18 protein-coding genes are annotated in these 13,798 nt (G+C 62.3%); all 18 read left to right on the plus strand.

Annotated elements, in window-relative coordinates:
• Window positions 1-7: 7 nt before the first annotated feature.
• The 18 genes from rpsN (at window position 8) to NKL04_RS07510 (ending at window position 13,786) form a co-directional block, all read left to right on the plus strand.
• Window positions 8-313 (plus strand): 30S ribosomal protein S14, encoded by a 306-nt coding sequence (rpsN, locus tag NKL04_RS07425; protein ID WP_010909282.1) that lies wholly within the window; start codon window positions 8-10, stop codon window positions 311-313.
• Between the two features lie 12 nt (window positions 314-325).
• Window positions 326-724: a 30S ribosomal protein S8 gene (rpsH, locus tag NKL04_RS07430; protein ID WP_006205453.1), complete on the plus strand. Its 399-nt coding sequence runs from the start codon at window positions 326-328 to the stop codon at window positions 722-724.
• A 41-nt stretch (window positions 725-765) separates the two neighbouring features.
• Window positions 766-1,299 (plus strand): 50S ribosomal protein L6, encoded by a 534-nt coding sequence (gene rplF / locus NKL04_RS07435; RefSeq protein ID WP_023682603.1) that lies wholly within the window; start codon window positions 766-768, stop codon window positions 1,297-1,299.
• A gap of 140 nt (window positions 1,300-1,439) precedes the next feature.
• Window positions 1,440-1,799: a 50S ribosomal protein L18 gene (rplR, locus tag NKL04_RS07440; RefSeq protein WP_023682602.1), complete on the plus strand. Its 360-nt coding sequence runs from the start codon at window positions 1,440-1,442 to the stop codon at window positions 1,797-1,799.
• 154 nt (window positions 1,800-1,953) lie between these two features.
• On the plus strand, window positions 1,954-2,517 hold the full coding sequence (rpsE, locus tag NKL04_RS07445) for a 30S ribosomal protein S5 (protein ID WP_006333394.1): 564 nt from the start codon (window positions 1,954-1,956) through the stop codon (window positions 2,515-2,517).
• A 24-nt stretch (window positions 2,518-2,541) separates the two neighbouring features.
• Window positions 2,542-2,739 carry a 50S ribosomal protein L30 gene (gene rpmD, locus NKL04_RS07450; RefSeq protein ID WP_006205449.1) on the plus strand — a complete coding sequence of 66 codons (198 nt, stop codon included), beginning with the start codon at window positions 2,542-2,544 and terminating at the stop codon, window positions 2,737-2,739.
• Window positions 2,740-2,761: 22 nt separating this feature from the next.
• A complete protein-coding gene (gene rplO / locus NKL04_RS07455) occupies window positions 2,762-3,232 on the plus strand; it encodes a 50S ribosomal protein L15 (RefSeq protein ID WP_023672760.1) in 471 nt (156 codons plus the stop codon).
• A gap of 257 nt (window positions 3,233-3,489) precedes the next feature.
• On the plus strand, window positions 3,490-4,830 hold the full coding sequence (gene secY, locus NKL04_RS07460; RefSeq protein WP_023672761.1) for a preprotein translocase subunit SecY: 1,341 nt from the start codon (window positions 3,490-3,492) through the stop codon (window positions 4,828-4,830).
• Window positions 4,827-5,435 carry an adenylate kinase gene (locus NKL04_RS07465; protein ID WP_023701778.1) on the plus strand — a complete coding sequence of 203 codons (609 nt, stop codon included), beginning with the start codon at window positions 4,827-4,829 and terminating at the stop codon, window positions 5,433-5,435. The genes secY and NKL04_RS07465 overlap by 4 nt, the downstream gene beginning before the upstream one ends.
• A 211-nt stretch (window positions 5,436-5,646) precedes the next feature.
• Window positions 5,647-6,015, plus strand: coding sequence for a 30S ribosomal protein S13 (rpsM, locus tag NKL04_RS07470; protein WP_006205445.1), 369 nt, complete (start codon window positions 5,647-5,649; stop codon window positions 6,013-6,015).
• 126 nt (window positions 6,016-6,141) lie between these two features.
• Window positions 6,142-6,531, plus strand: a complete 390-nt coding sequence (gene rpsK, locus NKL04_RS07475; RefSeq protein WP_006205444.1) for a 30S ribosomal protein S11 — start codon at window positions 6,142-6,144, stop codon at window positions 6,529-6,531.
• A 102-nt stretch (window positions 6,532-6,633) separates the two neighbouring features.
• A complete protein-coding gene (locus NKL04_RS07480; RefSeq protein WP_023682599.1) occupies window positions 6,634-7,644 on the plus strand; it encodes a DNA-directed RNA polymerase subunit alpha in 1,011 nt (336 codons plus the stop codon).
• Between the two features lie 105 nt (window positions 7,645-7,749).
• A complete protein-coding gene (rplQ, locus tag NKL04_RS07485; RefSeq protein WP_023682598.1) occupies window positions 7,750-8,181 on the plus strand; it encodes a 50S ribosomal protein L17 in 432 nt (143 codons plus the stop codon).
• Between the two features lie 198 nt (window positions 8,182-8,379).
• Window positions 8,380-9,873 (plus strand): DegQ family serine endoprotease, encoded by a 1,494-nt coding sequence (locus NKL04_RS07490; protein WP_023701777.1) that lies wholly within the window; start codon window positions 8,380-8,382, stop codon window positions 9,871-9,873.
• 47 nt (window positions 9,874-9,920) lie between these two features.
• Entirely contained in the window at window positions 9,921-11,231 is a 1,311-nt protein-coding gene (locus NKL04_RS07495) for a replication-associated recombination protein A (protein WP_023701776.1), read from the plus strand.
• A gap of 183 nt (window positions 11,232-11,414) precedes the next feature.
• Window positions 11,415-12,245, plus strand: coding sequence for an aspartyl/asparaginyl beta-hydroxylase domain-containing protein (locus tag NKL04_RS07500; RefSeq protein ID WP_023701775.1), 831 nt, complete (start codon window positions 11,415-11,417; stop codon window positions 12,243-12,245).
• Between the two features lie 53 nt (window positions 12,246-12,298).
• Window positions 12,299-12,673, plus strand: coding sequence for a fluoride efflux transporter CrcB (gene crcB / locus NKL04_RS07505; protein ID WP_023682593.1), 375 nt, complete (start codon window positions 12,299-12,301; stop codon window positions 12,671-12,673).
• 132 nt (window positions 12,674-12,805) lie between these two features.
• Window positions 12,806-13,786, plus strand: a complete 981-nt coding sequence (locus NKL04_RS07510; protein WP_023701774.1) for an RluA family pseudouridine synthase — start codon at window positions 12,806-12,808, stop codon at window positions 13,784-13,786.
• Window positions 13,787-13,798: the final 12 nt, after the last annotated feature.

The following is a 13,798-nucleotide window of genomic DNA, read 5'->3' on the forward strand; positions in this document are numbered from 1 at the left end:
ATCTGAAATGGCAAAGACCAGCTCAGTCGAGAAGAACAACAGGCGCCGCAAGCTTGCCGACCAGTACGGTCCCAAGCGCGCAGCGCTCAAGGCGATCATCATGGACCAGTCCAAGCCGATGGAAGAGCGTTTCCGCGCTCAGCTGAAGCTTGCTGCCCTGCCGCGCAACTCGGCCAAGATCCGCATCCGCAACCGCTGCGAAGTTACCGGCCGTCCGCGCGCCTATTATCGCAAGCTCAAAGTATCGCGCATCGCGCTTCGTGATCTCGGCAATAACGGCCAGATCCCGGGCCTGGTCAAGTCGAGCTGGTAAGGAGGACATAACATGTCATTGAGCGATCCTCTCGGCGATATGCTGACCCGCATCCGCAACGCGTATGGCCGTAAGAAGTCGAGCGTTTCGACGCCGGCGTCGCGCCTGCGTACCCGCGTCCTCGACGTGCTGAAGGCTGAAGGCTATATCCGCGACTACAGCCAGACCGACTTCGACAACGGCAAGTCCGAAATCGAAATCGAGCTGAAGTATTTCGACGGTGCTCCGGTCGTGCGCGAAATCGCCCGCGTCTCGAAGCCTGGCCGCCGCGTTTACGTTTCGGCCAAGTCGATCCCGCACGTCGCCAACGGCCTCGGCATCGCCATCCTTTCGACGCCGAAGGGCGTGATGGCCGATCACGAAGCACGCGAACAGAATGTCGGCGGCGAAATCCTCTGCCAGATTTTCTAATTCGGCAGACCTGAAACAAGAGAAGTGACGAGGACAACCAAATGTCTCGTATTGGAAAGAAACCCGTTTCGCTGCCGCAGGGCGTGACCGCGACCGTCAACGGCCAGACCGTGACGGCGAAGGGCCCCAAGGGCGAGCTGAAGTTCGTGGTGAACGACGAAGTGCTGGTCAAGATGGAAGGCAGCGAAATCGCTGTCCAGCCGCGCGACCAGACCAAGACCGCCCGCTCCAAGTGGGGCATGTCGCGCACGCAGATCGTCAACATCCTGCAGGGCGTCAAGGACGGTTTCGAGAAGAAGCTCGAGATCACCGGCGTCGGCTATCGCGCGGCACTTCAGGGCAAGAACCTGCAGCTGGCGCTTGGCTTCAGCCACGACGTCGTTTACGAGACGCCGGCCGGCATCACGATCACTGTGCCAAAGCCGACGGAAATCACCGTGACCGGCATCGACAAGCAGCAGGTCGGCCAGGTTGCAGCCGAGATCCGCGAGTATCGCGGTCCCGAGCCCTACAAGGGCAAGGGTGTCCGCTATGCCGGCGAGAAGATCGTCCGCAAGGAAGGCAAGAAGAAGTAGTAGGCCTGGCCCCGAAAAGTTGCAGACTTTTCGGAAAAGGCCAAGCCAAAGAAGTGCAACGCCGCGGGGAGCGGTCGCGGGAGGCGCTTTCGCCTACCGCACATGGCGGCCCCCGTTTTTTGAAGGCAAGGAAGATTATCATGGCTACCAAGGAATCCATCCAGCGCCGCGCGCAGCGCGTCCGCCGCCAGATCAAGAAGGTCGCCGGCGAACGTCCGCGTCTCTCGGTTCACCGCACGTCGAAGAACATCTACGTGCAGGTCATCGACGACGCCAAGGGCCATACCATCGCGGCTGCGTCGACACTCGAGAAGGACCTCAAGGGTTCGCTCAAGACCGGCGCCGACACCGAGGCAGCAGCCGCTGTTGGCAAGCTGATCGCCGAGCGTGCTTCGAAGGCCGGCGTCAAGGAAGTCGTCTTCGACCGCGGCGCCTATATCTATCACGGCCGCGTCAAGGCGCTGGCCGAGGCTGCCCGTGAAGGCGGTCTGAGCTTCTAATTGCCTGATCCCGAACCGAAGGTCAGCGCAGCAAAAAGTTGCAGACTTTTCGGACAAGATCATGCAAGGAAAAATAATTCGCCCCCGGTGACCCAAAGAGGCGCACCGGATCTTATCAGCAACCGTGCTTCCGGAAAAGAACAAGGAACAGGATATGGCACAGGAACGTAGGGATGGCGGCCGCGGCCGCGATCGTGAAGAACGCGATGACGGCATGGTGGACAAGCTCGTCCACATCAACCGCGTCGCCAAGGTCGTCAAGGGCGGCCGTCGCTTCGGTTTTGCAGCACTCGTCGTCGTCGGCGACCAGAAGGGCCGCGTCGGCTTCGGTCACGGCAAGGCGCGCGAAGTGCCGGAAGCGATCCGCAAGGCAACCGAGTCGGCCAAGCGCGACATGATTTTCGTGCCGCTGCGCTCGGGCCGCACGCTGCACCACGACGTCGAAGGACGCTGGGGCGCCGGACGCGTGCTGCTGCGCGCTGCCAAGCAGGGTACCGGCATCATCGCCGGCGGCCCGATGCGCGCTGTCTTCGAGACGCTCGGCATGCATGACGTGGTCGCCAAGTCGATGGGTTCGTCGAACCCCTACAACATGGTTCGGGCCACATTCGACGCGCTGAAGAGCCAGATGCATCCCAAGGATGTGGCTGCTGCGCGCGGCATCAAGTATTCGACCCTTCAGGCCCGCCGCGGCACCGCCGTTGCGGCTGAAGAATAGTCGATCTGACCAGGGATTTTGACCATGGCCAAGAAAGCAACCAAGACCATCACCGTTGAGCAGATCGGTTCGCCGATCCGCCGCCCGAAGGAACAGCGCGCAACGCTGGTCGGCCTCGGCCTCAACAAGATGCACAAGCAGCGCACGCTGGAGGACACTCCCTCGGTGCGCGGCATGATCGCTGCCGTCCAGCATCTCGTCCGCGTCGTGGACGAGGGCTGAGCAAAAGCGCAGGAGAACCCAGATGAAACTCAACGATCTGCGTGACAAGGACGGCGCGACGCACTCCAAGAAGCGTCTCGGCCGTGGCATCGGCTCCGGCTCCGGCAAGACCGGCGGTCGCGGCGTCAAGGGCCAGAAGGCGCGCTCCGGCGTTGCCATCAACGGCTTCGAGGGCGGCCAGATGCCGCTCTATCGGCGCCTGCCGAAGCGTGGCTTCAACAACATCTTCGCCAAGAGCTTTGTCGTCGTGTCGCTGGCTCGTATCCAGACGGCGCTCGATGCCAAGAAGCTCGACGCCAAGGCGACCGTGACGGCCGAGGCACTCGTTGCCGCCGGCGTCATCCGCCGCGTCAAGGACGGCGTGCGCATCCTCTCGGACGGCGAGCTCAAGGCAAAGCTTGCCTTCGACGTCGCCGGCGCCTCCAAGGCCGCGATCGAGAAGATCGAAAAGGCCGGCGGTTCGGTCAAGCTGCCGGAAGCGGCAGCGGAGTAACGGCAATTTGAAGCGCGGTCGGCAGGAACGGTATCCGTTTTTGTTCATGATTGCGCTTTGATCCAATCAATTAGGCGGCCGCGTCAACGCGGCCGCTTGCATGTTTAGAGCCCGGAGCTTATCTCGTGAGCTTCGGTGCCACGCGCCGCCTGAGCTGCGGGCATCGAGCGTGACATACAAATCAAAGAAGTAGCGCATGACGTTGTCCGAAAACCGCTTCACACTTTTCGGCATCATGCTCTAGCGGAGAATCAGGCATGGCTTCGGCTGCTGAACAACTAGCCTCGAATCTGAACTTTGCGGCTTTCGCCAAGGCGGAGGACCTGAAGAAGCGAATCTGGTTCACCGTCGGCGCGCTGCTCGTCTATCGCCTCGGCACCTATATCCCGCTGCCCGGCATCAATCCGGATGCATTCGCGCAGGCCTTCTCTTCGCAGGCCAAGGGCGTGCTCGGCATGTTCAATATGTTCGCCGGCGGCGCCGTGCAGCGCATGGCGATCTTCGCGCTCGGCATCATGCCTTACATCTCAGCCTCCATCATCATGCAGCTGATGACCTCGGTCATTCCGTCGCTGGAAGCGCTGAAAAAGGAAGGCGAGCAGGGCCGCAAGGTCATCAACCAGTACACGCGCTACGGCACGGTGCTCTTGGCGCTGGTGCAGGCCTACGGCATTTCAGTGGGCCTGGAAGGCGGCAACGGCATCGTCAACGATCCCGGCATGTTCTTCCGCATCTCGACCGTCGTCACGCTGGTTGGCGGCACCATGTTCCTGATGTGGCTGGGCGAGCAGATCACCGCCCGCGGCATCGGCAACGGCATTTCGCTGATCATCTTTTCCGGCATCGTCGCCGGCCTGCCGCGCGCCATCTCCGGCACGCTGGAGCTCGGCCGCACCGGCGCCCTATCGACCGGGCTGATACTCGCGATCATCGTGCTGGCCATCATCGTCATCGCGCTGATCGTGTTCTTCGAGCGCGCGCAGCGCCGCCTGCTGATCCAGTATCCGAAGCGCCAGGTCGGCAACCGCATGTTCCAGGGCGATACCTCGCATCTGCCGCTGAAGCTCAACACGTCGGGCGTCATTCCGCCGATCTTCGCGTCGTCGCTGCTTTTGCTGCCGGCAACGGTCGCCGGCTTCTCGCAGACGACAAACCTGCCGGCCTGGGCAAGCACCGTGCTCGCTTCGCTCGGCCACGGCCAGCCGCTCTACATGCTGTTCTATGCGGCAATGATCGTGTTCTTCGCCTTCTTCTACACGGCCATCGTGTTCAATCCGAAGGACACCGCCGACCAGCTCAAGAAGCATTCCGGCTTCATTCCGGGCTACCGTCCGGGTGAGCGCACTGCCGATTACATCGACTATGTCCTGACGCGCATCACCGTCGTCGGCGCCATCTATCTGGTGCTGGTGTGCCTGCTGCCCGAGTTCCTGATTTCGGCGACTGGCGTACCATTCTACCTCGGTGGCACATCGCTTCTGATCGTGGTCAGTGTAACCCTCGATACGGTGGCGCAGATCCAGGGTCACCTGATCGCGCACCAGTATGAGGGCCTGATCAAGAAGTCGAAGCTGCGCGGGGGGAAGAAGGCCAGATGAGATTGATATTGCTTGGGCCGCCAGGAGCGGGCAAGGGGACGCAAGCACAAAGACTGGTAGAAAAATACGGCATACCGCAGCTGTCGACGGGCGACATGCTGCGGGCCGCCGTACAGGCCGGCACTGAAGTCGGCAAGCGCGCCAAGGCGGTGATGGATGCCGGCGAGCTGGTTTCCGACGCCATTGTCAACGCGATCGTGGCCGAGCGCATCGACCAGCCCGATTGCACCAACGGTTTCATCCTCGACGGATATCCGCGCACGCTGGTGCAGGCTGATGCGGTTGAATCGATGCTCGCCGAGCGCGGCATTGGCCTCGATGCCGTGATCGAGTTCGTCGTCGACGACAAAGCGTTGGTCGGCCGCATCGTCAAGCGCGCCGACGACGCCAAGGCCGCCGGACAGCCGGTGCGCAAGGACGACAATCCGGTGGTATTCGAAGAGCGCCTGCGGGAATATTACAAGAAGACGGCGCCGCTGATCGGCTATTATTACGCCAAACGCTCGCTTAGGAGTGTCGACGGCATGGCTCCTGTCGACACCGTGACGGCGGAGATTGAAGCGCTGCTCGCGGCGGTGACGCGGGAGACCGTTACGGTAAAGTAAAGATTGCGCTTGACTGGAACGGTTCGCTGGGTTATGGCGGCCCGTCTTCCTATCAGGCATGAGGCTTGCTTGTCCGCAAGGGCAAGGCAGCCGCATTGAAACTAGGGAACTCCCGCAAGGGCCGGCCTCCACCGGACGCGGGGTAATTTGAACAGCGCCGCGCATGCCTTGTTTTGAAGGCCGGCCGGTCCCACATGGAGAAGAGAAGAATATGGCTCGTATAGCCGGCGTCAACATTCCGACCAACAAGCGCGTCGTCATTGCGCTTCAGTACATTCACGGCATTGGCAAGAAGTTCGCCCAGGAGATCGTCGACAAGGTCGGCATCCCGGCCGAGCGCCGCGTCAACCAACTGACCGACGCGGAAGTGCTGCAGATCCGCGAGACCATCGACCGCGACTACCAGGTCGAAGGCGACCTGCGCCGCGAAGTGTCGATGAACATCAAGCGTCTCATGGACCTCGGCTGCTACCGCGGCCTGCGTCACCGCCGTTCGCTGCCGGTTCGCGGTCAGCGCACGCACACCAATGCACGCACCCGCAAGGGCCCGGCCAAGTCGATCGCCGGCAAGAAGAAGTAAGTGAGCGATAGCGAGTAGCCATTAGCGAGTAGCGGTCCCCTATTCGCTAGTCCCTGCTCACGACTCGCTTTCAAAGGTGGAGCCGCTGGCATTACGGCGGTGTAGAGATCAACTGAAAGGACTATCATGGCCAAGGAAGCCGCTCGTGTTCGCCGTCGCGAACGCAAGAACATCTCGTCGGGCGTTGCCCACGTCAATTCGACCTTCAACAACACGATGATCACCATCACCGACGCGCAGGGCAATTCCATTGCCTGGTCGTCGGCCGGTGCCCAGGGCTTCAAGGGTTCGCGCAAGTCGACCCCGTTCGCCGCCCAGATGGCTGCCGAAGACGTCGCCAAGAAGGCCCAGGAACACGGCATGCGCATGCTCGAAGTCGAGGTCTGCGGACCCGGCTCCGGTCGTGAATCGGCGCTTCGCGCCCTGCAGGCGGCCGGCTTCACCATCACCTCGATCCGTGATGTGACGCCGATCCCGCACAATGGCTGCCGCCCGCGCAAGAAGCGCCGCGTCTAAGACATTACCGAACGCCGCGCGAGCGCCTCAAGGCGCTCCTCCACGGCACTCCAGGTCGCCCGCCACGATTGGATGGTGGCGGGTCAACGGAAGGAAAGCATCATGATCCAGAAAAATTGGCAGGAACTGATCAAGCCGAACAAGATCGAGTTCTCGTCGAAGAAGAAGACGCTGACCACGCTGGTCGCCGAGCCGCTCGAGCGTGGCTTCGGCCTGACGCTCGGCAACGCGCTGCGCCGCGTGCTTTTGTCTTCGCTGCGCGGTGCGGCTGTCACCGCCGTGCAGATCGACGGCGTTCTGCATGAATTCTCGTCGATTGCCGGCGTGCGTGAGGACGTGACCGACATCGTCCTCAACATCAAGGAAATCGCCATCCGCATGGAAGGCGATGGTCCCAAGCGCATGGTCGTTCGCAAGCAGGGCCCGGGTGCGGTTCTGGCTGGCGACATCCAGACGGTTGGCGACGTCGAGATCCTCAACCCCGACCACGTCATCTGCACGCTGGACGAGGGCGCTGAAATCCGCATGGAATTCACCGTCGACACCGGCAAGGGTTACGTGCCGGCCGACCGCAACCGCGCCGAAGACGCGCCGATCGGCCTGATCCCGGTCGACAGCCTGTATTCGCCGGTCAAGAAGGTCTCCTACAAGGTCGAGAACACCCGCGAGGGCCAGGTTCTCGACTATGACAAGCTGACCATGACTATCGAGACCGACGGTTCGATCTCGGGGGAGGACGCGGTGGCTTTCGCTGCCCGCATCCTGCAGGACCAGCTTGGCCTGTTCGTCAATTTCGACGAGCCGCAGAAGGAAGTCGCCACCGAGGCCGTCACCGAGCTCGCCTTCAACCCGGCGCTGCTCAAGAAGGTGGACGAACTCGAGCTTTCGGTGCGTTCGGCCAACTGCCTGAAGAACGACAACATCGTCTATATCGGCGATCTTATCCAGAAAACCGAAGCCGAGATGCTGCGCACCCCGAACTTCGGCCGCAAGTCGCTGAACGAGATCAAGGAAGTGCTCGCGGCGATGGGCCTGCACCTCGGCATGGAAGTGCCGGACTGGCCGCCGGAAAACATCGAAGACCTCGCCAAGCGTTACGAAGACCAATATTGAGCATGAATTTCCAAGGATCGGCGGCGTGGGCCGCTCGATCCGACGGTCATGCGGAAAACCATCAGAGGCCACGGCCTCTTGAACAACTGAAGAAGGAAAAGAGCCATGCGCCACGGTTTTAAAGGCCGCCGCTTCGCCCGAAGCATTAGCCATCGCAAGTCGATGTTCGCCAACCTCGCCGTGTCGCTGCTCGAGCACGAACAGATCGTCACCACCCTGCCGAAGGCGAAGGATTTGCGTCCGATCGTCGAGAAGCTGGTGACGCTCGGCAAGCGCGGCGACCTGCATGCGCGCCGCCAGGTGATTGCCCAGATCGGCAATGAAGGCGTCGTCAAGCGTCTGTTCGACACCATCGCGCCGCGCTACGCCACCCGCAATGGCGGCTATCTGCGCATCATGAAGGCCGGCTTCCGCCACGGCGACAATGCCGCCATGGCAGTCATCGAGTTCGTCGATCGCGACACCTCGGCCAAGGGCGCCGGCGACCGCGCCCGCATCGAGGCCGAAGGCACCGACGAGGAAGCCGCTGCCGCATAAGGCTCGGTTTTTCAGGAATGACTTCAAGGGGCCCTTCGGGCCCCTTTTTTGCATTGTCGCGAGGGCATGCTTCGCCAGGCTTTTTTGCCTGCCGGCCAAGTGCTTTTGCACGACAATCGCCGCATTTCAGTGCATTAGCCTTTCATTCTGCACAATCGTCGGGACAATGCCCCCGAACTTGCCTTGGAGGATTCGCGAATGCGCGCCAACCGACTGTCTCTTGTTCTGCTCTTCGCCATGATGGCGTTCGCAGCCGCGCCGACAGTCAGGCAGGCTCTGGCCGAGGACGCCGCCAAGCCAGCCGATCCGGGGCTCTCCGATGTGCTGACCGACCTCCTGCATGGCGTCGAAGGCGAGAACGGCACCTCCGGTCCCGACAAGCGCGTGCCGTTCGGCCGCGAAGAGGTACAGCTGTCGTTTGCGCCCCTGGTCAAGCAGACGGCGCTGGCGGTGGTCAATGTCTATGCTTCGCAGACGGCCAAGGTCACGTCGCCCTTTGACGGCGATCCTTTCTTCGAGGAATTCTTCGGCCGCGCGCAGCCGCGCGCACAATCCTCGCTCGGCTCGGGCGTGCTGGTCGACCCGAGCGGCGTCGTCGTCACCAATTTCCACGTGATCAAGGATGCCGACGAGGTCAAGGTCGCGACCGCCGACGGGCGCGAATTCACCTCGAAGGTCATGCTCAAGGACGAGACGCTTGACCTCGCCGTGCTCAAGATCACCTCCGACAAGCCGTTCCCGGTGATTGCCATCGGCGATTCCGACGCGCTCGAGGTCGGCGACCTGGTGCTGGCCATCGGCAATCCGTTCGGCGTCGGCCAGACCACCACCAGCGGCATCGTTTCGGCGCTTGCCCGCAGCCATATCGGCGTTTCGGATTCGGGCTACTTCATCCAGACCGACGCCGCCATCAATCCCGGCAATTCCGGCGGCGCGCTGATCAACATGGGCGGCCAGCTGGTCGGCATCAACACCGCCATCTACAGCCGCAGCGGCGGCTCGATCGGCATCGGCTTTGCCATCCCCGCCAACATGGTGCGCGCCTTCGCCGACGCGGCCAAGGCCGGGCTCGATTTCTTCGAGCGGCCCTATATAGGCGCCGAGTTCGAAGCGGTCACACCGCAGATCGCCGAATCGCTCGGCATGGAGAAGCCGACCGGCGCGCTGGTGTCGTCGGTTGAGGAAGCCGGACCGGCGGCCAAGGCAGGGCTGAAGCCCGGCGATGTCGTGCTGCAGCTCAATGGCACGACGGTCGAAGGCATCGAGGCGCTGGATTACCGCATGGCGACCCTGTCGATCGGCACCAAGGCGACCTTCGCCATCCTGAGCAAGGGCCAGCAGGCGACGATGGAGATTGCACTGGAGCGCGCGCCGGAAGGAGCCAAGGCGTCGGAAGTGACCCTGCATGGCCGCAGCCCATTCTCCGGCGCCAAGGTCGCGGAACTGTCGCCCAGGCTCGCCCAGCGGCTCGGCCTGCGCACCGACCTCAAGGGGGTCACCGTGGTCGACATCAACCGCGATTCGCCGGCCGCCGATTTCGGCTTCCAGCCGGGCGACATCGTGCGCGAGGTGAACGGCACGACGGTCGATACGGCGGCGACACTGGCGCAGCTTGCCCAGCAGGATACACGCTGGTGGCGCTTTACCGTCGAGCGCGGCGGGCAGATACTGCGCCAGGTGTTGCGTTACTGAGGCGATCTTCCCATTTCTGAGGATCGTGCTCCAACCAGAAGACCTAGATGGCCGATCTGTTCAGCGTCGATGAACCGGAAAGAGCGCCGCCCGGCCGGCCTTTGGCCGATCGGCTGCGCCCGAAAAACCTTGGCGAGGTCGTCGGCCAGGAGCATCTGACCGGCCCCGACGGCGCACTGACGCGGCTCATCAACTCCGGTTCGCTCGGCTCGATGATTTTCTGGGGGCCACCCGGCACCGGCAAGACCACCGTGGCGCGGCTGCTGGCCGGCGAGACCAGCCTTGCCTTCGAGCAGATCTCAGCGGTGTTTTCCGGCGTTGCCGATTTGAAGAAAGTGTTCGAGGCGGCAAAGCTGCGTCGCACCAATGGCCGCCAGACGCTGCTGTTCGTCGACGAGATCCATCGCTTCAACCGCGCCCAGCAGGATTCGTTTCTCCCGGTCATGGAGGACGGCACCGTCGTGCTGGTTGGCGCCACGACCGAAAATCCGTCCTTCGAGCTGAACGCCGCGCTTTTGTCGCGCGCGCGGGTACTGGTGTTTCACTCGCTGGGCGAGGAGAGCATCGCCAAGCTGATGACGCGCGCGGAGGAGACAGAGGGCAGGGCGCTGCCGCTCGACGAAGAGGCGCGGGCGATGCTCATCCGCATGAGCGATGGTGACGGCCGGGCCTCGCTGACGCTGGCCGAGGAAGTCTGGCGCGCCGCCAAACCCGGCGAGGTTTTCGATCCCGAAGGGCTGCAGCGCATCGTCCAGCGCCGCGCGCCGATCTATGACAAGGGCCAGGACGGTCACTACAATCTGATCTCGGCGCTGCACAAATCGGTGCGTGGGTCCGACCCGGACGCGGCGCTTTATTATCTTGCCCGCATGTTCGACGCCGGCGAGGATCCGCTCTATCTCGGCCGCCGGCTGGTGCGCATGGCGATGGAGGATATCGGGCTGGCCGACCCGCAGGCGCTGGTTATCGCCAACGCCGCCAAGGACGCCTACGACTATCTCGGCTCGCCCGAAGGCGAACTGGCCTTCGCCGAGGCCACCGTCTATCTCGCCACCGCGCCCAAATCCAACGCCGTCTATACCGCCTTCAAGGCAGCCACGCGGGCGGCGAAGGAGTTCGGTTCGCTGCTGCCGCCCAAGCACATCCTCAACGCGCCGACCAAGCTGATGAAAGAGGAGGATTACGGCGCCGGCTACCGCTACGATCACGACCAGCCCGATGCCTTTTCCGGCCAGGACTATTTCCCCGAAAAGATGGGCCGGCAGACCTTTTACGATCCGCCCGAACGCGGCTTCGAGCGCGATATCAAGAAACGGCTGGACTATTGGGCAAAGCTGCGCAGCGAGCGGGAGAAATAGGTGCGCGGGACAAACGGGACGAACTCGGCCTGCCCGCGATGAACTGAAATTCTGTCCCCGCCAGTCACAGCAGTGTGATTGTACCGCATGACAAAAAGCCCTATCACGTCGCATGACTCGGCCGGGAGGCTGCCAGGACGGGCGATAATTCGGAACGGGGACAGCGCGCCGCGCGAACAGAAAATGACAAAATCCCTTCGCAAAATGCTTCGCCAGGCTGTGATTGCTGTCCCGCTGCTCGCGCTCGGATTCTATTTCATTCCGATCCTGACCACGATCTGGATCGTCTGCGGCCTGATCGATGTGCTGCGCAACGCCAACAAGGATCTGTCGCTGTTGCGCGGCTATTTCCTCGGCAATGGCATCTTCACCTGGCTGCTGTCGCCCTTCAATCTGCTGGTGGACCTCGTTTGCTACAGGAACCCGGGCGTGTGGAAGCTGGAGCAGTTTCCCGCCGATTATCAGCGCGAGGTCAACGAGGTTCTTGACGTCTTCAAGGCGCGCAAGGACGAGATCATCGCCGATATCGACGCCAATTTCGGCACCGGTCGTCGCGGCATGTATGTCTATCAGTGGTACGGCAAGCACCGGATCGACAATGTCGCGGAATTCAACAAGGATTTCAAATACATCAAGACCATTGCCGTGTCTGTCTTCAGAGGCAAGGAATCGACTTCCTGGCATTTCGGACCGCTCCGGCTCAGCCTGCGCATCCTCTACAATCTCTTGCCGGTGAAGGCAGAGGTTTTCGTCGAATGCAACGGCGCCAGGAATTACTGGCACGACAACCCGCTCTATATTTTCGACGACACGCTGCTGCACCGCTCGGTCAACGAGTATGACGGACGCCGCTACTGCGTGTTCATGGACATAATCCGCCCGTCGCCGTTCCCCGGCTTCATCGCCGGACTTCTCGCCATCGTTTCGGTCACCGTCGAGCGCATCAATTCCATGTTCTACAAGAACTGGAAGATGATCGGCTCGAGCAAGGCAAAGAAGGTCGAGACGACCTGAGGCGTTAGCCTGAAGGGATTGACCGCACTGCCTTGGCCGGGCAGTAAACGGGCATGTTCAATCTGCTTCTTGTTGTGGTCGGCGGCGGCATCGGCGCCGGCATCCGCCACCTGACCAACATCGGCGCCTTGCGCCTCGTCGGCCCCAACTACCCCTGGGGGACAATGGCGATCAACATCCTCGGCTCCTTTGTTATGGGGCTGTTCGTCGCCGCGCTGATGCGGCGCGGCGGTTCCAATGAGCTCCGGCTGTTCGTCGCCACGGGCATCCTTGGCGGCTTCACCACCTTCTCCGCCTTTTCGCTCGATTTCGCGACCCTGTGGGAGCGCGGAGCGACGCTGACGGCGTTGGGATATGCGCTTGCCAGCGTCGTTGGCGCCATTATCGCCCTGTTTCTGGGACTTTGGCTCGCAAGAACCGTTTCATAGTGTTATTGCCCCGACCTGGAGCACGCCGCATCCTCTGGACGCGCTGCAGAAACTTTGATCTTGCGCATGATCCTTTCCGAAAGCCGGAGTAGATTTCGGGGTCACGCGTTAGAAACGGATAAAGCGAAAATCATGGCAGGCGTAGAACAGATCACGGTGGAGGCCGGCGAGGCGGGCATGCGGCTCGATCGCTGGTTCAAGACCCATTTCCCCGGCCTCGGCTTTGGCCATCTGCAGAAGTTGCTGCGCTCGGGCCAGATCCGCGTCGATGGCAGCCGGGTCAAGGCCGACAGCCGTGTCGAGCCCGGCCAGGTGGTGCGTGTGCCGCCGCTCGAGGTCGACAAGAAGGGCGAGAGTGCGCTTACGGGTTACTCGATCCGCAACAAGGGCGACGCCGATGTGCTGGCCAAGATGCTGATCCACGAAGATCCAAAAGTCTTCGTCTTCAACAAGCCGGCGGGCCTGGCGGTGCAAGGCGGCTCGGGCGTCACCCGCAATGTCGACGACATGCTGGAGGCCTGGCGCAGCCAGAAGGGCGAGAAGCCGCGCCTGGTTCACCGGCTCGACCGCGACACATCGGGCGTGCTGGTGGTTGCCCGCACCAGGCTTGCGGCGATGAAGCTTTCCGAGTCATTCCGGGCGCGTGAGACCAAGAAGACCTATTGGGCGCTGGTCAAAGGTGTCCCGCCCAAGCGCGAGGACAAGATCTCGACCTGGCTGATCAAGGAGCCGACCGAGGACGGCGACCGCGTGCGCGTGGCAGCTCATGGCGAAAAGGGCGCCGACCACGCCGTGTCCTACTATCGCATCATCGAGCAGGCGGCTCAGACGATGACCTGGCTGGAAATGGAGCCGTACACTGGCCGCACCCACCAGCTGCGCGTTCATGCCGCCTATATCGGCTGCCCGATCCTTGGCGACCCCAAATATTTCGAGGCCGACACCAACTGGGACTTTCCGGGCGGCATTCAAAACCGCCTGCATCTGCATGCGCGCCGCATCGTCATTCCGCACCCGGACAAGGGCGTCATCGACGTCACCGCGCCGATGCCACCGCATATGCGCCAGAGCTGGAACCTGATCGGCTTCGACGACGCCAGCGCGGAGGACTGACATTGGCCGTTG

Origin of the sequence: Mesorhizobium sp. C264A (assembly GCF_040324515.1) — a bacterium.
Lineage (GTDB): Bacteria > Pseudomonadota > Alphaproteobacteria > Rhizobiales > Rhizobiaceae > Mesorhizobium.